The sequence below is a fragment of the Planctomonas sp. JC2975 genome, assembly GCF_012985205.1.
GTDB lineage: Bacteria > Actinomycetota > Actinomycetes > Actinomycetales > Microbacteriaceae > Humibacter.
Map to the genome: position 1 here is coordinate 1,353,381 of NZ_JABEKS010000001.1, position 18,819 is coordinate 1,372,199.

The 18,819-nt window shown below is 68.3% G+C and carries 20 protein-coding genes; 12 read left to right on the forward strand and 8 right to left on the reverse strand.

Going from position 1 to position 18,819, the window contains the following annotated elements; genetic code table 11:
* Positions 1-87 precede the first annotated feature (87 nt).
* Together HII28_RS06240 and HII28_RS06245 are read right to left on the reverse strand one after the other, a co-directional pair.
* Entirely contained in the window at positions 88-183 is a 96-nt protein-coding gene (locus HII28_RS06240) for a ribonucleotide-diphosphate reductase subunit beta (protein WP_170024608.1), read from the reverse strand.
* Positions 183-2,663 carry a ribonucleoside-diphosphate reductase subunit alpha gene (locus tag HII28_RS06245; protein WP_170024609.1) on the reverse strand — a complete coding sequence of 827 codons (2,481 nt, stop codon included), beginning with the start codon at positions 2,661-2,663 and terminating at the stop codon, positions 183-185. The genes HII28_RS06240 and HII28_RS06245 overlap by 1 nt, the downstream gene beginning before the upstream one ends.
* 624 nt (positions 2,664-3,287) lie before the next feature.
* On the opposite strand from HII28_RS06245, the gene HII28_RS06250 reads away from it, so the two are divergent.
* On the forward strand, positions 3,288-4,499 hold the full coding sequence (locus HII28_RS06250; RefSeq protein ID WP_170024610.1) for an MFS transporter: 1,212 nt from the start codon (positions 3,288-3,290) through the stop codon (positions 4,497-4,499).
* Positions 4,500-4,531: 32 nt separating this feature from the next.
* On the opposite strand, the gene HII28_RS06255 is transcribed toward HII28_RS06250, so the two are convergent.
* From HII28_RS06255 to HII28_RS06265, 3 genes are all read right to left on the reverse strand, one after another.
* Positions 4,532-5,950: a glutamate decarboxylase gene (locus tag HII28_RS06255; protein ID WP_205864586.1), complete on the reverse strand. Its 1,419-nt coding sequence runs from the start codon at positions 5,948-5,950 to the stop codon at positions 4,532-4,534.
* A 79-nt stretch (positions 5,951-6,029) separates the two neighbouring features.
* Positions 6,030-6,605 carry an NAD(P)H-dependent oxidoreductase gene (locus HII28_RS06260; RefSeq protein ID WP_170024611.1) on the reverse strand — a complete coding sequence of 192 codons (576 nt, stop codon included), beginning with the start codon at positions 6,603-6,605 and terminating at the stop codon, positions 6,030-6,032.
* A 147-nt stretch (positions 6,606-6,752) separates the two neighbouring features.
* Positions 6,753-7,769, reverse strand: coding sequence for an aldo/keto reductase (locus HII28_RS06265; RefSeq protein WP_205864803.1), 1,017 nt, complete (start codon positions 7,767-7,769; stop codon positions 6,753-6,755).
* Between the two features lie 389 nt (positions 7,770-8,158).
* On the opposite strand from HII28_RS06265, the gene HII28_RS06270 reads away from it, so the two are divergent.
* The 3 genes from HII28_RS06270 to HII28_RS06280 are packed head-to-tail and all read left to right on the forward strand — an operon-like array spanning position 8,159 to position 10,291.
* Positions 8,159-9,319: an acyl-CoA dehydrogenase family protein gene (locus HII28_RS06270; protein WP_170024613.1), complete on the forward strand. Its 1,161-nt coding sequence runs from the start codon at positions 8,159-8,161 to the stop codon at positions 9,317-9,319.
* A 1-nt stretch (position 9,320) separates the two neighbouring features.
* Positions 9,321-10,076, forward strand: a complete 756-nt coding sequence (locus HII28_RS06275) for a hypothetical protein (RefSeq protein WP_170024614.1) — start codon at positions 9,321-9,323, stop codon at positions 10,074-10,076.
* A complete protein-coding gene (locus HII28_RS06280; RefSeq protein WP_170024615.1) occupies positions 10,073-10,291 on the forward strand; it encodes a DUF6186 family protein in 219 nt (72 codons plus the stop codon). The genes HII28_RS06275 and HII28_RS06280 overlap by 4 nt, the downstream gene beginning before the upstream one ends.
* A 57-nt stretch (positions 10,292-10,348) precedes the next feature.
* On the opposite strand, the gene HII28_RS06285 is transcribed toward HII28_RS06280, so the two are convergent.
* Complete coding sequence (locus HII28_RS06285; protein WP_170024616.1) at positions 10,349-10,726, reverse strand: RNA-binding S4 domain-containing protein; 378 nt, start codon at positions 10,724-10,726, stop codon at positions 10,349-10,351.
* 179 nt (positions 10,727-10,905) lie between these two features.
* On the opposite strand from HII28_RS06285, the gene HII28_RS06290 reads away from it, so the two are divergent.
* Together HII28_RS06290 and HII28_RS06295 are read left to right on the forward strand one after the other, a co-directional pair.
* Positions 10,906-11,745: a DUF2510 domain-containing protein gene (locus tag HII28_RS06290; RefSeq protein ID WP_170024617.1), complete on the forward strand. Its 840-nt coding sequence runs from the start codon at positions 10,906-10,908 to the stop codon at positions 11,743-11,745.
* Between the two features lie 70 nt (positions 11,746-11,815).
* A complete protein-coding gene (locus HII28_RS06295) occupies positions 11,816-11,977 on the forward strand; it encodes a hypothetical protein (RefSeq protein ID WP_170024618.1) in 162 nt (53 codons plus the stop codon).
* Between the two features lie 38 nt (positions 11,978-12,015).
* Here HII28_RS06295 and HII28_RS06300 read toward each other — a convergent pair whose 3' ends face one another.
* Positions 12,016-12,600 carry an isochorismatase family protein gene (locus HII28_RS06300; protein WP_170024619.1) on the reverse strand — a complete coding sequence of 195 codons (585 nt, stop codon included), beginning with the start codon at positions 12,598-12,600 and terminating at the stop codon, positions 12,016-12,018.
* 191 nt (positions 12,601-12,791) lie between these two features.
* On the opposite strand from HII28_RS06300, the gene HII28_RS06305 reads away from it, so the two are divergent.
* The 4 genes from HII28_RS06305 to HII28_RS06320 all read left to right on the forward strand — a co-directional run bounded on the left by HII28_RS06305 (position 12,792) and on the right by HII28_RS06320 (position 16,849).
* Positions 12,792-13,886 (forward strand): outer membrane lipoprotein carrier protein LolA, encoded by a 1,095-nt coding sequence (locus HII28_RS06305; RefSeq protein ID WP_170024620.1) that lies wholly within the window; start codon positions 12,792-12,794, stop codon positions 13,884-13,886.
* Positions 13,887-13,930: 44 nt separating this feature from the next.
* Positions 13,931-14,869, forward strand: coding sequence for an ABC transporter ATP-binding protein (locus HII28_RS06310; protein ID WP_170024621.1), 939 nt, complete (start codon positions 13,931-13,933; stop codon positions 14,867-14,869).
* Positions 14,856-15,773 (forward strand): ABC transporter permease, encoded by a 918-nt coding sequence (locus HII28_RS06315; protein ID WP_170024622.1) that lies wholly within the window; start codon positions 14,856-14,858, stop codon positions 15,771-15,773. Before HII28_RS06310 ends, HII28_RS06315 begins: the two co-directional genes overlap by 14 nt.
* A 167-nt stretch (positions 15,774-15,940) precedes the next feature.
* Complete coding sequence (locus HII28_RS06320) at positions 15,941-16,849, forward strand: Fpg/Nei family DNA glycosylase (protein ID WP_170024623.1); 909 nt, start codon at positions 15,941-15,943, stop codon at positions 16,847-16,849.
* Between the two features lie 103 nt (positions 16,850-16,952).
* Here HII28_RS06320 and HII28_RS06325 read toward each other — a convergent pair whose 3' ends face one another.
* Positions 16,953-17,459 (reverse strand): nitroreductase family deazaflavin-dependent oxidoreductase, encoded by a 507-nt coding sequence (locus HII28_RS06325; protein WP_170024624.1) that lies wholly within the window; start codon positions 17,457-17,459, stop codon positions 16,953-16,955.
* A gap of 85 nt (positions 17,460-17,544) precedes the next feature.
* On the opposite strand from HII28_RS06325, the gene HII28_RS20465 reads away from it, so the two are divergent.
* Both HII28_RS20465 and cofD read left to right on the forward strand, forming a co-directional pair.
* Entirely contained in the window at positions 17,545-17,676 is a 132-nt protein-coding gene (locus HII28_RS20465; protein WP_277348396.1) for a hypothetical protein, read from the forward strand.
* 35 nt (positions 17,677-17,711) lie between these two features.
* Entirely contained in the window at positions 17,712-18,731 is a 1,020-nt protein-coding gene (cofD, locus tag HII28_RS06335; RefSeq protein ID WP_346769212.1) for a 2-phospho-L-lactate transferase, read from the forward strand.
* Positions 18,732-18,819: the final 88 nt, after the last annotated feature.

Genomic DNA, 18,819 nt, shown 5'->3' on the forward strand with positions numbered 1-18,819 from the left:
CTGTGCCTGACCGCCGACACGCGGTCGGCGCCGGCATGAAGGCGAAGGCCGGAACTGGCCCTCGCCTTCAGCTTCAGCCCTCAGGGGTCACTGGCAGGACTCGCATTGGAAGGCGTCCATCGGATCCTCCGGCACGAAGTACTCGCCGACGTACTGCGTGGTGGTCTGAGTTCCGTTGTCCATTACTTGTCTCCTCCAGTGGTGAGTCCTCCGAAGCCGAACCCGCGGCGGGCGGGAGCGGGTGCTGATGTCTGAGCAGGGGCATCCGCGGATCCTGCGCCGACACCGGCCGGCACAGCACCGAAGCCCTTGCGCGCTCCGCCGATCTCCTCGGCCTTGTTCACGCGCACGGTGGTCTGCTCCGCCTGGTGGCGGGGCTTCATGTGCAGGTAGTAGGTGGTCTTGACGCCGCGTTCCCAGGCCGCCGAGTAGATGTCGATCATGTCGCCGAGGTCGCGGGTCTCGAGGTAGATGTTGCGGCTGATCGACTGGTCGATCCACTTCTGCGCGCGGGCCGCGACCTCGAGGAACGCGTACGGCGAGAGCTGGAAGCTCGTCTTGTAGACGGCCTTGATGTCGTCGGGGATGTCCGCGATGCCCTGGATGTCGCCCTGGCTGCGCAGCACCTGCTCGCGCACCTTCTCCCAGAGTCCGTGCTGCTGCAGCGCGTTCACCAGGTTGCGGTTCACCTCGAGGAACTTGCCGTTCGAGGTGGAGCGGCTGAAGATCTGCGAGAACTGCGGGTCGAATCCGGGTGTGGTTCCCGCGACGAGACCGATGGATGCCGTCGGCGCCACGGCCATCAACGTCGCGTTGCGCATGCCGCCTGCGACGCGCGCACGCAGTGCGTCCCAGTCCAGCCGGGTCTTGCGATTGACCTTGATCTCGACTCCGCGGTCCTGCTCGGTGATGGCGAGCGTGTCGAAGGGAACCAACCCCTGGGACCAGCGGGATCCGGCGAAGTTCGGGTACGACCCGCGCTCCGCTGCAAGGTCGACGGACTCCTCGATCGCGTAGTACGAGATGCGCTCCGCCACCTCGTCGATGAGTTCGTACGCCTCTTCGGACTCGTAGGACAGGCCGAGCCGCTCGACGACATCCGTGAAGCCCATGATGCCGAGGCCCACCGCACGGTTGTTGATGTTGGCGTGGTCCGCCTCGGGAACCGACGACATCGTGATGTCGATCAGGTTGTCCAGCTGGCGAACGGCGAGGCGCGCGCTGCGCTCGATCGTCGCCCAGTTGAACGTGCCGTCGTCCTGCAGGTGGCGGGACAGGTTGATCGAGGCCAGGTTGCAGACGGCGATGTTGTCGATGTCCTGCGGCAGGCAGATCTCCGTGCACAGGTTGGAAAGGTGGATCGTTCCCGTGTTGTTGTTCAGGGCACGGTTGTTGATCGTGTCCTTCCACGTGAGCCACGGGTGCGCCGTGGTCTGCAGGCTCATCAGGATGTCCTTGAACTGCTGGCGCGCCGGCATCCGCTTGAACATGCGCATCCGGCCGGCTTCGGCCTCCGCCGCGTAGAACGCGTAACGCTCGGAGAACGCCTTGCCGTACAGCTCATTGAGGTCAGACACCTCGAGCGGATCGAAGAGGTACCAGGGCTCGTCGTTCTGCACGCGCTTCATGAACTCGTCGCTGATCCACACTGCGGTGTTCGCGGTGCGGGTGCGGCGGTACGGGTCGCCGGAGTTCTGTCGCAGGTCGAGGAAGTCGGGGAAGTCGAGGTGCCAGTTCTCCATATAGAACGCGAGGGCGCCGAACTTCTTGCCGCCGCGGCTGACAGCACGCAGGACGGAGTCGATGGTGTGCATGAACGGGATCGGCCCGGTCGACACGGTGTTGTTGGAACGGATCGGCGACCCCTGCGAACGCAGCTTGGTGACCGAGAGACCGATGCCGCCGGTGCCCTTGGTGATCCACATCACGTCGCGGACGGACTTCGCGATGTGCTCGATGTCGTCGTGCATCTCCATGACGAAGCAGTTGGAGAGCTGCGGGGTCTTGGTGCCCGCGTTGACGAGAGTGGATCCCGCTGCCAGGTAGTCGAGGCGCGACATGGTCTCGTAGAACTCGATCGCGATGCCTGTCGCATCCGCCTCGTTGAGAGAGAGCCCCATGGCGATGCGCATCCAGAAGTACTGCGGCACCTCGAGCGGATCGCCGTTTCGCGCCTTGATGCCGTACCGGTTGTTCAGCGTGACGAGTCCGATGTACTTGAGCAGACCGTCGTTGGCCGGCTCGAGTTCCGCGGCGAGGCGTTCGAGGTCGAAGAGCTCGGTGAAGCGCGGGTCGAGAAGGTCCTCGGCGACTCCGCGCTCGATGTACGCCCGGAATCCGTCGCTGTGGAGGCGCTTGAGTTCCACGTCGTCCTCGTAGTCGCCGAGCACGCGCTTGTAGATGGTCTTGAGCAGCAGACGCGCGGCGACGGTGTCGAACGCGGGATCGTCCTTGACGTTCTGCAGCGCGACCTGGATCACGGCCTCGTCGAGCTGCTGCGTGGTGATCCCGTCGAAGAGGGTCAGCTCGAGCTCGCTCGCGATCTGGGTGACCCACGTGATGTTCTCGTCGAGACCCTCCGACGCCTTCTCGATCGCCAGGTTGATCTTGTTCGCGTCGTACGGCTCCCGCTCGCCGTTGCGCTTCACGACCGTGATTGTCACTTCGCCTCTTCCTTACTTCTCACTCGTGGCGTCCGCCTGAGAAGGCGTCGCCGATCGCCCCGCATCTCTGCAGGGTCGTCAAGGCCACCCGACCACCCTCCACGGCGAATCGGATGCCTCATCTCCCCCTTGTCACCGAGCCGGCGGTTCTCACCCGGCGTTTCCCACCGGGTGATCCCCTCTCGACTCGCTACGCCGTGCGTCGTCGTCCCTCATCGTGCGGCAGACCCCCGACACCCGAATCCCCGTTCGCGCCCGACCATCTCCCGATCGGATTTCCCTGATCAGAGCGGTGGTCGAGACCGCTTTCGAGGCCCTGACATCGTGTCTGCCGGCTCTGGGAGGCCCCCAACGGAACCGGCGTGTGACCACTATATAGCGGGGTCCCCACGAGCGGCCAACCCTAGATGTTGTGGGCGTGTCGTCCACAGAATGTGGAAAACTTCGCCGAGTTATCCCCACATTTCACAGGTACGGGTGTATGTCGAGGAACGCGATTCCTGCCCTGCCCGCTGCACGGACGACGCACGGCGCACACCTAGAATCGAACGTCTGGCCACGCCGTTCCTCTTCGTCCTCGACGGTGGACGTCGCGACCTGACGGGAGCAAGGAGAGACGGCCGAGTGAGCGCGTACAGCGATCTGTTGAGAACGCCGGGCGTCGCGCGCATCATCGCGGCGCAACTGGTGGCCCGTTTTCCGAACGGCATGCTCTCGCTGGCGATGCTCACGCACATCGAGCAGGTGCACCACACCTACGGGGCGGCGGGGCTCGTGCTGGCCGGCGCGAGCATCGGACAGGCGATCGCCGGACCGCTGACCAGCCGACTCATGGGCAGGGTCGGCATGCGCATCGTGCTCATGATCACGACGTTGGTGTGCTCGGCCGGCATCGTGCTCATCGCGCTCGTCGTCATGCCGATCCCCGTGACGATCGTGGTCGCGGCGATCGCGGGGCTCTCCACTCCCCCTGTGGTGCCGGCTGTGCGAACGATCTACCCCAAGCTCGTCAACTCGCGTCTGCTCGCCCCGTTGTTCTCCCTGGACGCCTCGGCGCAGGAGCTCATCTGGATCGCCGGGCCGGTGGTCATCACCTTCGTCGCGACGCAGATCTCGACGACGATCGGCCTGCTGTTCTGCGCCGCCGTCATGCTGGGCGGCGGTGCGTGGTTCATCTCCCTTCCCGAGCTCGGCAGGGTGCGGATCCCGAGGAGCAAGCGCCGGATCGGCGCCACCCTGAAGCGTCCGACCGTGCTTCTGGCCACGGTCGTCGGGTTCCTGCTCGTCGGAGCGTGCGCCGCCATCGAAGCCGGCACGATCGCCAACTTCAACGGACACGGTCCTGAGGCGGGAATCGTGCTCGGCATCTGGTCGGCGGCCTCGCTCGTCGGCGGTTTCACGTTCGGCTCCCGTCCGATCGGCCCGTGGGCGCTCGGCACGCGCATGCTGGTCGTCTTCGCAGGGATCGCCTTGGCGTCGATCTGGGTGTCCAACGTGTGGTGGCTGACCGCCATGCTCGTCATCAGCGGTCTTGGCATAGCGCCGGCCCTGGCCGTCACCTCCACCATCGTCTCGACGAGCGTCAGGTTCTCCGACACTGCTGAGGCGTTCGGCTGGGTCGGCACCGGACAGCTGATCGGCGCGGCGCTGGGCAGTGCCTTCGCCGGATTCCTCATCGACAGTCACGGTCCCGTCGGAGCCTTCTGGGTCGCGGCCGCGTTCGCACTGCTGGGCGCGCTCGTTCCCTTGCTGGGCAAGCGATGGCATCCGGATCTGCGCGGCCGTGAAATCAGTCCGATCCCCGACACGGAGCCCATCCAGACGCAGCCCAGCTGACGTCCGCCGCCCTGCACCCCGCGGGGCAGCGGCTAAGACAGCGGCACTCTGGGCACCGCGTCGTGGTTGAATCCGGTGGATTCGGAACTCGGCATGTGCATGCCCGCCGGAACCTTGGCGAGCGAATCCAGCGATCGGCGGATGTCGGCCAGGAGCAGATCAGCCATGTCGACGCTCATCCCGTGTCGCACGACAACGCGCTGCACGGCGCGGGCGTCCTGGTCCGCCGGCAGCGTGTACGCGGGGACCAGCCAGCCGCGCGCGCGGAGCTCGGTTGCGAGATCGAAGAGGATGGCGTCGTCCCCGTCCGCGCTCCGCCAGGTGATGCACGGAATGCCGCGCGAAGGGTCGCCGTCGAACACCAGGTCGAAGCGGCCGAGGTCGCGCACGCCGTCCGCGATGCGCTGGGCGACCGTGTACGCGGCATCCTGCACCTTCGCGTACCCGGTGCGTCCCAGCCGGAGGAACAGGTAGTACGAGGTGATCACCTGCCCGCCGGGACGTGAGAAGTTCAGCGTGAACGTCGGCATGTCGCCACCGAGGTAGTTGACGTCGAAGATGAGCTCGTCAGGCAGGTCGGCTCGCTCCCGCCAGATCGCCCAGCCGCTGCCGAGCGGCGCCATGCCCGTCTTGTGTCCGGACGCGTTGATCGACTTCACACGCGGCAAGCGGAAGTCCCACTCGAGGTCCGGTGCGCAGAACGGTGCGACGAAGCCGCCCGACGCCGCGTCCACGTGCAACGGTATGTCCAGGCCCGTGCGCTGCTGCAGGTCGTCGAGTGCGGCCGAGATCCCCGCGACATCCTCGAACAGGCCGGTGAACGTCTGGCCGAATGTCGCGACGACGGCGATGGTGTTCTCGTCGCAGTGCGCGACGGCGTCCTCCGGGGTGAGCAGGAATCCGGACGGCATGGGCACCTGACGCAGTTCGACATCGAAATATCGCGCGAACTTCTCCCAGCAGACCTGAACAGACCCGCACACCAGGTTGGGCTTCGAGTCGTCGAGCCCAGCGGCCTTCCGCTTCGCGCGCCACCGCCACTTCGCGGCCAGTCCCGCGAGCATGGCCGCCTCGCTGGACCCGGTCGTCGACGTGCCGACCGCGTGCGCCGGATCGGGGGCATGGAACAGGTCGGCGACAAGCGCGACACCCCGCCGCTCGATCTCCGCGGTCTGCGGGTACTCGTCCTTGTCGATGATGTTCTTGGCGACCGAGTCCGCCATCAGCTGGGCCGCTTCCGGCTCCAGCCACGTGGTGCAGAACGTCGCGAGGTTCATGCGTGCGACGCCGTCGAGCAGCAGCTCGTCCCTCACCAGCTGGTACACCTCGCGCGCCGGGCGCTCGTCGGTGGGGAAGGAATCCTTCGGCGCAGGAGTGCGCATCGCCGCAGTGGCGAAGACATCGTCGATTTCGTCGTCCATGGTGCCCCAGACCGCCGGCGGATCCGGCACAGGATCAGTGTGCCGCACGAGGCGTGCCGGCCCCAGCGTTCCGAAGTTCCGGTGCTCTCAGGTCGAAGGGTCGGCCGACTCAGCGCTGCCGCGCGGCGCGCAGCGGGGCCAGCGCATGGTCGAGCGCGACGAGCTCGTCGAACTGGGCGGCGAGCATCCGCTCCTGGTGTTCGTTGGGCTCGAACCGGCTCTCGTCGTCGATCTGGCGCGCCACCCAGGGAATCTCCACGTTGGCCGACGTCGGCACCAGTCCCACGGCGACTTCGGGCACGCGCAGGGCTGTCACGCCGCGCGTGCCACCCGAGATGCCGCCGTAGCTCACCGTGCCGAGCGGCTTGCGCCACCACTCCTGCGACAGATGGTCGAGCGCGTTCTTCAGCGCCGGCGAGTAGCTGTAGTTGTACTCGGGCTGCACGAAGACGAAGGCCGCGGCCGCGTCGACGCGTTCGCTCCAGTCCATCGTCGACTGCTGCGTGTACTGGCGGAGCCGCGGATGATTGGGCTCCGTCATCAGCGGTAGCGCGAGCTCCTTGAGGTCGGCCCAGTCCAGCTCGAATCGTCCGTCGCTCGCGGCGGCGTCCCGCACCCACTCGGCGATCGGAAGCCCGATGCGCCCCTCGCGCACGCTTCCGACGACGATCATCAGTCTCGTCATACCGACGTCCTCCCTGTCAACGCGCTGGTCTCCTTCGTGCCTTCACTGCAGCCGCGGCCCGTCACGCCATCGAGTCATCGGCGACGGACAGAGCGACGGCTTCACGCACGTGCTGATCGCTGTCGCGACCGGAACGACGGATCCCGGTCACCACTTGTCGTGCACACTCGCGCGGATGTACTCGTCGTAGATCTCGCGCACTGCCGTCTCGAACTCGTCGCCGAGCGGCGGAACCGATCCGGCAGCGGCGTTGGAGCGGGCCTGATCCACGTTGCGGGCGCCGGGGATCACAGAGCTCACGCCACCTTGCTGCGCCACCCACGCGATGGCAGCCTTCGCCGGCGTCAGCCGGTCGGCGCACTCCTCGCCGAGCTGCGCGCGGACGGATGCCACGGCATCCGCGAACCGCCCAGCCGCCTCGACCCCTGTCTCGAAGTCGACTCCGGAGAAGGTCTCACCCTGGTCGAACGCCTCGCCGTGCCGGTTGAACGTGCGATGATCCTGCGGCGCGAACGTCGTGTCCTTCGTGTAGCGGCCGCTGAGCAGGCCGCTCGCCAGCGGGACCCGCGCGATGATGCCGACCCCGGCATCCCTGGCGGCGGGCAGGACCCGTTCGAGCGGCTTCAGCCGGAACGCGTTCAGGATGATCTGCACCGTCGCGACGCCGGGACGGGCGATCGCCGTGAGCGCCTCCTCGCAGCGCTCGACGCTCACGCCGTAGCTCGCGATCGCCTGTTCGGAGACGAGCGTGTCGAGCGCGTCGAACACCTCGTCGCTGGAGTACACGGGTGTCGGCGGGCAGTGCAACTGCACGAGATCGAGCGTGTCGGTGCGGAGGTTCGCGCGCGAGCGATCGATCCACTGCCGGAAGTTGGCGAGCGTGTAGTTCTCCGGTACCTGGGCGACCCTGCGGCCCATCTTCGTGGCCACGGTGATATCGGCATCCGGATGCGCGCCGAGGAACCGCCCGATGATGGTCTCGCTGCGTCCGTCGCCGTACACATCCGCGGTGTCGAAGAACGTGACGCCCGCCTCAGCCGATGCCTCGAGCACGTCGAGCGCGTCGCTCTCGCTCACGCTCCCCCAGTCCGCGCCGAGCTGCCAGGTGCCGAGGCCTATCGCGGAGACTGTGCGTCCGGTGCGGCCAAGGGTTCGGGTGGGCAGGATGCGCTGGTGCATGCGCCCCACCATAGCGGCGCGTCCCCGACCTGCCGGCGGCCCGCAACCGCTGGCTGAGCGTGCCGAGATCAGCACAGGTGGTCGCCCGGAAGGTCGGGAGGGGATGCGGGCACCCTCAGGAGGAAGGACGGGCACCCTCGGGAGGAAGGACGGGCACCCTCGGGAGGAAGGACGGGCACCCTCGGGAGGTGGGACGGGCACGTTCGGGAGGTGGGACAGGCACTTTCGGGAGGCGGAACGGGCACGGTCGGGATTCAGCGGCGTTGCCGGGGTGGATGTGTCCCCGACCGCCGAGACGGCGGTCGGCGCCGGCGTCGCGGCTAAGGCCGGAAATGGCCTTCGCCCATGGCTCCCGCGCGCGTAACGTGACGAGCATGAGCGAGTCTGCGCGTGTGCTGTCCGACGAACTGCTGGAGCGCATCCGGTCCCGTGCCGCCGGATACGACCGGGACAACGCCTTCTTCGCCGACGACCTGGCCGAGCTGGAGGACGCCGGATACCTTCGTGCGCTGGTCCCCACCGACCGGGGCGGACTCGGCCTCTCGTTGCGCGAGGTGGCGCGGGAACAGGTGCGACTGGCATCCGCAGCGCCCGCCACGGCGCTCGCCGTCAACATGCACCTGGTCTGGACGAGCGTCGCGAAGATCATGCGCGACCGCGGCGACGATGTGCTCGAGTTCCTGCAGCGCGAGGCCGGCGCCGGTGAGGTGTTCGGCTTCGGCATCAGCGAGGGCGGCAACGACCTCGTGCTCTTCGGATCGCGAACGGACGCCCGCCCAGACGGCACGGGCGGCTACACGTTCCACGGCACGAAGATCTTCACGTCGCTCTCGCCGGCCTGGACGCGCCTCGGCACGATGGGCCTGGACTCCACGAGCGAGGACGCCCCGAAGATCGTGTTCGGGTTCATCGAGCGGTCGGGCGGCGGATTCGAGGTCGCCGACGATTGGGACACGCTCGGCATGCGCGCCACCCAGTCCAACACGACGAAGCTGGACGGCGCGCATGCGCGGGCGGACCGCATCATCCGACGCCTGGATCCGGGTCCCAACGGCGACCTCCTCACCTTCGGCATCTTCGCCAGCTTCGAGCTGCTGCTCGCGGCGGTGTACACGGGGATCGGCGCCAGGGCGCTGGAGCTCGGGGTGGCAGCGGCGAAACGACGCACTTCGATGAAGAACGACGGACGTTCGTACGCGCAGGATCCCGACATCCGTTGGCGCATCGCAGACGCCGCCATCGCCCAGGATGCGCTCTACCCGCAGCTGGATGCCATCACGGGCGACGTCGACGCAATCGCCGACCACGGATCCCAGTGGTTCGCGAAACTCGTCGGCATGAAAGTGCGAGCCACGGAGACGGCCCGCGACGTCGTGGACAAGGCCATCCGCGTTTCGGGCGGCGGGAGCTACTTCGCGGGCAACGAGCTGGGACGCCTGTACCGCGACGTGCTCGCCGGCATGTTCCATCCGTCGGACGACGAGTCTGCGCACTCGACCGTCGCGACGGCGTGGCTCGGCCCGATCGAGGACTGACATGGCAGGAGGGGCATCGGAACGCTCGACGGGTCGAGACGAGCAGGACCCGTCATCGGACGGCATCCCCTCTCGCGCGATTCCCGCGCAGACGGGACCGTCGCGCGCGGCGCCGACCGTCCGCGCCGGCTTCGCGGCCCGGATGCGCCTCGACTGGTGGTGGATCGTGATCCTCGCGCTCTGCGGCTCCTTCCAGATCTACCGCGGCGCCCCGGTCGACGGCGTGTTCTTCCTCGTCGCTGCCGTCGCACTGCTCACGGATGCCGCAGGCTGGCTCGCCAGGCTCGACCGGTATCCGCTCCCCCGCGTGAGCCTCGCCGTGCAGCTCGTGCTCGGCGCGCTCGCCGTCACGGTGATCGCGTTCACACCGCAGTGGGCGATCCTCGACGTGATCGTGGTGGCCGTGGTCGGAGCGACTGCGGTGATCATGGCGTGGCGTGACGACGATCCATTCGCAGCGGAGGCGACGGAGCCATCCGCGCCTCCCGATGCCCTGCCGGATGCGACCGATGCCGTCGCACTGCGTCGCCCGGTACGACGAGCCGCGGTTCTGTGGGCATCCGTCGCCGTGTTCCTGTGCCTGTGGGAGCTGGCGTCGTTCTTCCTCGCCATGCCGTCGCCGCAGGCGGAGTTCGACCACCCGCCGCTCTCCGACCTGATCGATCCGGTCGTCGCGAACCCCCTGGGCCGCGCAGCCTGCGCCGCGCTCTGGCTGCTCGCCGGAGCGGCGTTCCTGCGTCGAGGGAGGCGCTCATGAGCCGCATCATCACGATCGCCGGCTTCGCGGCCGTCGTCGTCTTCGGTCTCGTGCTCGCCTGGTACAGCAGACGAGCACCTGATCGCGTCGCACCGCTGGGAACACTGCTCGATCGCGTGATGGCATCACGGGCCATCCGCATCACGATCATCGTGTTCTGGTGGTGGCTCGGCTGGCATTTCTTCGCTGCGGCACCGCTTCCCGCTTCGTCGTGAGCGGCGCGCCTCGTCGTGACGTCGATGGCGACCGAGCTCGATGACGCGCGGATGTCGTCAGTCGCGCCCGCGAAGCCGGTTCAGTTCGCGCCGATCCCGTTTGGTCGGCCTGCCTGCACCACGTTCGCGGTGCACGATCGACGGCTGCTCGACCCGCGGCGGAAGTGCGGGGGTCTTGTCGAGGTACGCAGCCTGGGCAATCGGCGCGCCCACCCGCTTGGTGAGGATGTCGCGCACCTCCACGATGTGCTCGCGATCGGTCTGCACGCGGATCTCATCGCCGATCCGCACGACCTGCGCCGCCTTCGCCCGATCGCCGTTCACCTTCACGTGACCGGCCTTGCAGGCCGCCGTCGCAAGGGATCGGGTCTTGAAGAAGCGCACCGACCACACCCAGATGTCGGCGCGCGTCGTCTGCGGTGTCGCCTCGGCCATCGCCCCATCGTATGCACTCGGTCTTCAGCGCAGAACTGTGGCGAATCCATGGTGTCGGTGCGCTACGCTCGCCGCGTCCGCGAACATCGCGTGCTCTCATGCCATGCCCGCGACGACAGCGATCCCGTCGACCGCGTCCCTGCGACGCTGCGTCCCCGAATTGAGTGCGGAGCTACACCATGAGCGACCCCGACCAGCCGACGACACCTCCCGCCTGGTATCCGGATCCGGATCCGCAGAACCCTGGCGGACAGCGCTGGTGGGACGGCGCGCGCTGGACGGAGCACTCGCGGCCGGCTCCGCAGGGCGGTCAGCCGCTCTACGACGCGGGAACGCAGACCTCCGGACCCGCAGCGCAGCCCGCGTCGTCGCCTCAGCAGGTGCCACCGGTCCCGCCGGCGCCCGCCGGCGGGCCGGGAACGTATCCGCCCGTGAACCAGCAGGGCGCCTACCAGCAGGCCGGATACCAGCCCGTGTATCCGGCGCAGCCGCCGGGCTTCCCCCGCGTGCAGCCGGGAACGTCAGCGCTCACCTCGTACATCTGGCTCGTGGTTGCGCTCCCGCTCGTGACGGCTGTCGCGTTCCTCTTCGTCGACTACTCGTCGTACTTCCGCACCGTGATCTCGCTCAGCCAACAGGGGGAAGTCTCTCGGGGCGACACGACGCAGCTCATCGCGTCGATGTCCGGTTTCATCGTCTCCGCGCTGGCGGTCCAGGTGCTCGGCGTCGTCATCTACGGGCTCTCAGTGCTGTTCGCGTTCTTCGACTCGCGAGTGCTCGCGCGACGCGGATTCGTCCGTCCGTTCCACTGGGCGTGGACGTTCCTCACCGGCCCGGTCTACGTGATCGGTCGCACCGTCGTCGCCCGGCGCCGCGGAGGGGCGAACACGATGTGGCCGATCTGGGGACTGATCGCCGTCTACGTCATCTACTTCGCCGTCGTCATCATCAAGCTGGCCACCGCGTTCTCCGCCATCTACGACTCGTCGTACGGCCTGGTCACGGGATCCGTCTCGTAGGACGGTGCCGGACGGATGCCGTCGCTGGTCACGGTAAAGTGAGACGCGCAACGACGAAAGGGAGCATTCCGTGGAGTACTTGGTCTTCGCCGCCGGAGCGGTGATCTTCGGTTTGTTCTGCTTCTGGACGCTGTTCGATGCGGCCAAGGACGCCCAGACCCGCAAGGCGCATCCTGAGCGCGGCTCGATCGTCGACACCGAGCACTACGCCATCGAGAGCGCCGAGCACTGACCCTCCGACGACGTCGAGCCGCCGATAGAAGCTAGCGCTCAGTCGTCGCTGCGGCCCAGTCGAACGCCGGCCGAGCGCAGTTCGTCCAGAGCCCGCGCGCTTGTTTCCGGTGACACTCCGGCGATGAGGTCCAGCAGGACGCGCACATCGCGGCCATCGCTGAGTGCATCCAGAGCGGATGCGCGCACGCAGTAGTCCGTCGCGATGCCGACGACGTCGAGACTGTGCACATCCGCGGCGTCCAACAGCGCGGTGAGGCCGGTGCCTGCATCCGTCCGTCCCTCGTAGATCGAGTACGCGGGAACGCCCTGCCCCTTCAGGATGTGGGCGTCGATCGCCCGCTCGTCGAGCGCCGAGTGGTACTCGGCCCCGAAGGTGCCCGCGACGCAGTGCACCGGCCAGGTCGTGACGAAGTCGGGTGGGGCATCCGTTGCGAAGTGCCCGCCGTTGTCGTCGTCGCCGTTGTGCCAGTCGCGCGAGGCGACGACGAGGTCGTAGCGGTGCGGATCGGAGGCCAGCAGCCGCGTGACGCCGGCCGCCACCGCTGCACCGCCGTCCACGCCAAGGGCCCCGCCCTCGGTGAAGTCGTTCTGCACGTCGATGATGAGGAGTCCGCGCGCCATGCCTCCATTGTGATTCACGCAGCTTCGGGCTGTGATTCACCCAGCAGGGACGGAGCATTCCGTCCTAATCTGACGGCAACGACAGCGAACGCGTCGACCGTGATCCGGCAGGAATCGAGCGGTGAGCTCGGTGAATACGATCCTCACGAAGTCGGTCGCGCATGAACAACCCTCACCGAGGTGGTCACCCGATGAACAGGCTTTCGAAGTGGATGCCGGCACTCGTCGCACCCGTCGTCGTGGCGGGCGTGGCGTTCGGAGCGGGCGCGATGGCGCCCGCGCTGGCGAGCCCGGCATCCGCGACGCATGCGTCCGTCGCACAGAGCGCCAAGACGCCGACCGCCGCCCAGGTGATCGCACTCATCGCGAAGGCGAAGGATGCCCACTACTCGGGGACCCTCGAGCAGTCCAGCGATCTCGGCCTGCCGTCCCTGCCGTCGAGCGCCACCGGCGGCGTCGACTCGCAGGCATCCGGGATCCTCGAACTGCTCACCACCCCTCACAAGGCCGAGGTGTACGTAGACGGCCCGAGCAAGCAGCGGCTGCAGGTGCTGGACAGCCTCGCCGAGCGCGACGTGGTGCGCAACGGCACGAGCGTGTGGACATGGGACTCCGCCAAGGACCAGGCCACGCACACGACGCTGCCGTCGAAGACCGCAGCGAAGAAGTCGACGGCATCCGCGACACCGCAGGACCTCGCCGAGCAGCTCGTCTCCAAGGCGAGCACGGACGCCACGCTGAGCGTCTCCTCGGGCTCGCAAGCCGGCCGATCGGTGTGGAAGCTCACCATCGAGCCGAAGACGCAGGACACGCTCGTCGGCGCAGCGGTGCTCTCGGTCGACACGAAGACCGGGGTGCCGCTCGCGGCAGAGATCGACGCGCGCGGCCAGACGGCGCCTGCTGCCTCCGTCGAGTTCACATCGATCGATTTCGGGGTGCCTGCGGCATCCAACTTCACGTTCACGCCGCCGAAGGGCGCACAGGTCACGCAGAAGACGCTGCCGTCGCACACATCGCATCCTGACAACCGCACGCCCGGCTCGTTCGAGAAGCCGAGCGTGATCGGGTCCGGATGGTCCTCGATCGTTGCGGTGCCCGCCGGATCGACCGGCGCCGGCCTGTCCGGCCTCACGCCGTCGCAGTCGCACCTGCTGAACGAGCTGTCGCAGTCGGTCGACGGCGGCCGCGGACTGCAGACATCGCTGTTCTCGGTGCTGATCACCTCCGATGGCCGGGTGTACGCGGGAGCCGTTCCGCTCACCGCGCTCGAGTCGGCGGCGAAGTGACGGCGCCTGCCACGACCGCCATCGTGGCGGGCTGAGGAGGCGCGGTGACGGGCACCGGTTCCGCGATCAGCGTTCGGGGGCTCACGAAGAAGTTCGGCAGGCAGGTCGCGGTCGGCGGCCTCGACCTCGAGGTGCCACAGGGATCCGTCTTCGGTTTCCTCGGGCCGAACGGGTCGGGCAAGACCACGACCATCCGCATGCTGCTCGGACTCGCCGCGCCGAACGCCGGCACTGTCGAGCTGCTCGGCGAGCGGATGCCCCGCGCATCCGCGACAGTGTTGCCGCGCGTCGGCGCTCTGGTGGAGGGTCCGGCGTTCTACCCGTTCCTCACCGGGCGTGCGAACCTCAGCAGGCTCGACGCCGCCGACCCGCGATCCGTGTCGCCGACGAGGCGGAGTCGCGTCGCGGACGCGCTGGATCGCGTCGGCCTCACGCACGCCGCCGACAAGAAGGCGCACGCGTACTCGTTGGGCATGAAGCAGCGTCTCGGCCTCGCCGGTGCGCTGCTGCGTCCGCGCGAGCTCCTCGTGCTCGACGAGCCGAGCAACGGGTTGGATCCGCAGGGCACGCGCGAGGTGCGCAGCCTGATCCGTCGGCTCGCAGACGAGGGCGCGACCGTCTTCGTCTCCAGTCACCTGCTGAGCGAGGTGGAGCAGTTGTGCAGCCATGTGGCGGTGATGCGCGCCGGCCGGCTGGTGGCATCCGGATCGCTCGACGAGCTGCGATCGAGCGGCGGACGTCGCTCCGTCGTCCTGTCGCCGGACGCCGGCGCAGCGGCCGCCGTTCTGCTGAGCCTGGGACTCGACCCGCGCACCGAGGGCGACCGGGTGACCGCCGAGCTGTCAGCGGATGCCGCACCGGAGGCGCTCGTGGAATCGCTCGTCACGATGGGCGTCCGGGTGCGCGGCTTCGAGGTCACGACGCCATCGCTGGAGGACCGGTTCGTCGAGCTCACCGGGGAGGGTTTCGATGTCGCCGGCTGAGTCGCCCGGCGAGGCGCGTGACGGCGTGCCGACGCAGATCCCCGTGCGGCCGACGGATGCGCCGTCCGCAGCGGATGCCGCGCCCCGGCTTCGTCCGTTCGCACTGCTAGGCTCGGAACTGGGCACCCTGTTCCGCCGGCGCCGCACGATCGCGATGCTGGTGGCGCTGGCCGCCATCCCCGTGCTGATCGCCATCGTCGTGCGCATCACAGGAGCAGGATCGCGTGGACGCGGGCCCGCCTTCCTCGGCTCCATCACCGACAACGGACTGTTCGTCGCGTTCACCGCGCTCGTGGTGTGCATCCCGCTGTTCCTGCCGCTCACGCTCGGCGTGGTCGCAGGCGACACGGTGGCGGGCGAGGCCGGGCTCGGCACGTTGCGTTATCTGCTCATCGCCCCGGCGGGGCGCATCCGGATCCTCGCCGTCAAATACGCCGGCGTCGTCGTGTTCTCCGCGGCTGCCACTGCAGCCATCGTGCTGGCGGGCATCGGGATCGGGGCGATCCTCTTCCCGATCGGACCGGTCACGCTGCTCTCCGGCGACACCACGGATGCCGTCGGCTTCGTCACCCGCACCGCCCTCCTCGCCGGATACGTCGCCATCTCACTCACCGGCCTCGGCGCCATCGGGCTGTTCATCTCCACGCTGACGACGGTGCCCGTCGGCGCCATGGCCGCGACGGTGGTGCTCGCAGGCGCCTCGCAGATCATGGATCAGCTTCCGCAACTGGACTGGCTGCATCCGTGGCTCTTCACCCACTACTGGCTCGGATTCGCGGACCTGCTGCGCGATCCGATCGTGTGGGATTCCTACGGACAGAACGCCGTGCTCCAGCTCGGGTACGTCGTGGTGTTCGGTGCGCTCGCGTACGGACGGTTCGCGACCAAGGACATCCTGAGCTGAGGCTCGATGCCGGCGGCACGGTCGGCGCCGTCGCCGATCGGTCCGTTTTCGACGACGGGTCCCGTTCTCCGGGTGAAGACGAGAACCCGACCTCGGCGAAGAGCCAGATCGGCCGTTCTCCGGTTGTCCGCGAGACAGCGGGCACGCGAGAAGTGCAGACTTGACGGGTGCCCGAGTTGCCTGAAGTGCACGCGCTGGCCGCCGATCTCGACGGTCGGCTGCGCGGGCACGTCATCGACCGCCTCGATGTGACGGCCTTCGCCGCGCTCAAGACATTCGATCCGCCGGTCTCCGCGCTTCATGGAAGGTCAGTGGCCGGCGTGGGCAGGCACGGCAAGTTCCTCGACTTCACCCTCGTTCCGACGGAAGCGACGGCCGGCGCCGTGAGCGAGCACGAGACCCTCCACCTGATCGTGCATCTCGCCAGGGCCGGTTGGATCCGCTGGCGCGAAGCTGCGCCGATCCCGGCCGCCCGACCGCGCGGACGCAGCGCCGGTCCGCTGGCCGCCAGGCTCGTGCTGGACGACGGGTCGGGACTCGACATCACCGAGGCCGGCACCAAGAAGAGCCTGGCCATCTCGCTCGTCCGCAACCCCGATGACGTCCCCGGTGTGGCGAGCCTGGGCCCAGACCCGCTGGCACCCGAGTTCACGGAAGAGGTCTTCGCCGGCATCCTCGCAGCGGCAGGACGCTCGCAGATCAAGGGCGTCTTGCGCAGCCAGTCTCGCATCGCCGGGATCGGCAACGCGTACTCGGATGAGATCCTCTGGGCGGCGAAGATGTCGCCGTTCAAGCCGGCGAACATGCCCCCGGAAGACGTGCACACCCTCTACGAGGCAATGCAGCGGATGCTCCGCGAGGCGCTCGAGCGGGCCGACGGGCTGAAGGCCTCGGAACTCAAAGCGGAGAAGAAGTCGAACCTGAACGTGCACGCCCGCTTCGGCGAGCCGTGTCCGCGCTGCGGCGACACGATCCGGCAGGTCATCTACGCGGACTCGACGTTCCAGTACTGCCCGACGTGTCAGACCGGCGGCAAACCGCTCGCGGATCGGGTGCTGTCGCGGCTGCTGAAGTGACGCATTGCACCGCGGGCTGAGCGGGGGCGCTCGTTGAGCTCATCGAAACAGCCGAGTCCGACGTCGTGATCCGTTCTGCAAGCTGAGCCAGTGGGCGGCAAGCTCAACCAATGGGTGGGGCGGATGGCTCCGCCGGCGTCAGCCGGAAGATGCGGAGGACGCGTCCGCTCGCACGTTCGTATCCGCGGTATCCGGGCCACTGACGCTGGATGTGTGTCCACACCGCTTCGCGTTCGTCGTCGCCGATGAGCTGCGCCCGCACGGCGATCGGGCGCCCGTGCACCACGACAACCGCATCCGGATGCGCCAGCAGGTTGGCGGTCCAGGCCGGGTGCGTGTCACGGGCGAAGTTGCTGCCGGTGACGAGCATCCGTCCGGCGGGCTCAGGGCAGTACATCAACGCCGTCTCGCGCTCCAGCCCGCTCTTCGCGCCGGTCGTGCGCAGCACGAGTGACGGCACCAGAAGGCCACTCATCTGTACTCGTCCGCCGGTCAGGAAGGCGATGCAGCGCTCGAGCGGCGGCATCACGGTCGGCCCGACGGCACGGAAGAACCGGGTGCGGGAGAACCAGGCGACGGACGCACGAGTGAGACGCAGAGCCGAGGGCATGCGTCGATTCTGGCCCGATGTCACATCTCGCACAGCCGGCTCGTCTGAGAGGGAAGACATGTGAAGCGATCACGCGACGGCCGACGTGCTCGGCGCCCGGATCCAGGCCATTCGCACGGTGCTCAACCCCTACAAGCACGCGCATCTGGGACCCGTCGCGGATGCCTGGGCGGTCGTGCAGGAGGCGATGCGAGCGCGACAGCGGACCGAGCAGTGATCATCGGTTCCCGTGCCGTGCTGTTGACTTGTGCGGTGAGCGAGCTTCAGCGTGTGACAGTGTTGGCCGGCGGCGTCGGAGGCGCGCGATTCACCAGGGGGCTGCTCGCCCATCTGGAAGATGCCTACCCCGACGGCACGGGCGGCTCGCGCGTGGCCGTCACCGTCGTCGTCAACACGGGCGACGACATGACGCTGAACGGCCTCCGGGTCTGCCCCGACCTCGACACGGTGATGTACACCTTGGGCGGCGGGATCAGCGAGGAGCAGGGCTGGGGCCGCGATGACGAATCCCGCCGTGTGTCCGGCGAGATCGCGGCGTACGGGCGCGGCTGGGACTGGTTCACCCTCGGCGACCTGGACCTCGGCACGCACATCGTGCGCACGGAACTGCTGCGCGACGGCGCGACGCTGAGCGAGGCGACGGAGTACCTGTGCAGGCGCTGGAAGCCGGCGGCACGCCTCCTGCCGATGAGCGACCAGCCAGTCGAGACCCAGGTGCGGGTGGGCGAGGCCGTTGACGAGCATCCGGCCGGCGCCCTCATCCACTTCGAGGAGTGGTGGGTGCGGTATCGAGCCCACGTTCCGGCGACGGAGTTCGTGCAGCGGGGACTGGAGCAGGCCACGGCGGCTCCCGGCGTGATCGAGGCGATCCTCGACGCGGATGTCGTGATCCTGCCGCCCTCCAACCCGGTGGTGTCGGTCGGGACGATCCTCAACGTGCCGGGCATCCGCGACGCTGTGCGACAGACCGCGGCGCACGTCGTCGGCGTCTCGCCCATCATCGGAGGCGCGGCAGTGCGCGGAATGGCGGATGCCTGCCTCACCGTGATCGGCGTCGAGACGTCCGCGCAGGGGGTCGGCCTGCACTACGGCGCGCGCCGCACGAAGTCAGCCGGTCTGATCGATGGCTGGCTCGTCGACGAGACCGACGCGGACGCCGTCCCTCACCTCGCTGAGGCGGGCATCCGTGCCCGCGCGGTTCCGTTGTGGATGCGCGACGTTCCGGCCACAGCGAGGATGGCCGCCGACGCCTTGGAGCTCGCCTTCGAGTGAGACCGCTGCCACCGCCACCGTGCCAGCGTGACCGGCGTTCGCTGTGCGCGGAGTGCTGGTCGATGGCCCCACGATCCCGGGATGCCTC

Excerpts from the sequence above, each read along its gene's own strand:
- HII28_RS06240 (WP_170024608.1), bottom strand. The coding sequence starts at position 183 with ATGGACAACGGAACTCAGACCACCACGCAGTACGTCGGCGAGTACTTC.
- HII28_RS06260 (WP_170024611.1), bottom strand. The coding sequence starts at position 6,605 with ATGACGAGACTGATGATCGTCGTCGGAAGCGTGCGCGAGGGGCGCATC.
- HII28_RS06270 (WP_170024613.1), top strand. The coding sequence starts at position 8,159 with ATGAGCGAGTCTGCGCGTGTGCTGTCCGACGAACTGCTGGAGCGCATC.
- HII28_RS06275 (WP_170024614.1), top strand. The coding sequence starts at position 9,321 with ATGGCAGGAGGGGCATCGGAACGCTCGACGGGTCGAGACGAGCAGGAC.
- HII28_RS06280 (WP_170024615.1), top strand. The coding sequence starts at position 10,073 with ATGAGCCGCATCATCACGATCGCCGGCTTCGCGGCCGTCGTCGTCTTC.
- HII28_RS06285 (WP_170024616.1), bottom strand. The coding sequence starts at position 10,726 with ATGGCCGAGGCGACACCGCAGACGACGCGCGCCGACATCTGGGTGTGG.
- HII28_RS06290 (WP_170024617.1), top strand. The coding sequence starts at position 10,906 with ATGAGCGACCCCGACCAGCCGACGACACCTCCCGCCTGGTATCCGGAT.
- HII28_RS06300 (WP_170024619.1), bottom strand. The coding sequence starts at position 12,600 with ATGGCGCGCGGACTCCTCATCATCGACGTGCAGAACGACTTCACCGAG.
- HII28_RS06305 (WP_170024620.1), top strand. The coding sequence starts at position 12,792 with ATGAACAGGCTTTCGAAGTGGATGCCGGCACTCGTCGCACCCGTCGTC.
- HII28_RS06315 (WP_170024622.1), top strand. The coding sequence starts at position 14,856 with ATGTCGCCGGCTGAGTCGCCCGGCGAGGCGCGTGACGGCGTGCCGACG.
- HII28_RS06325 (WP_170024624.1), bottom strand. The coding sequence starts at position 17,459 with ATGCCCTCGGCTCTGCGTCTCACTCGTGCGTCCGTCGCCTGGTTCTCC.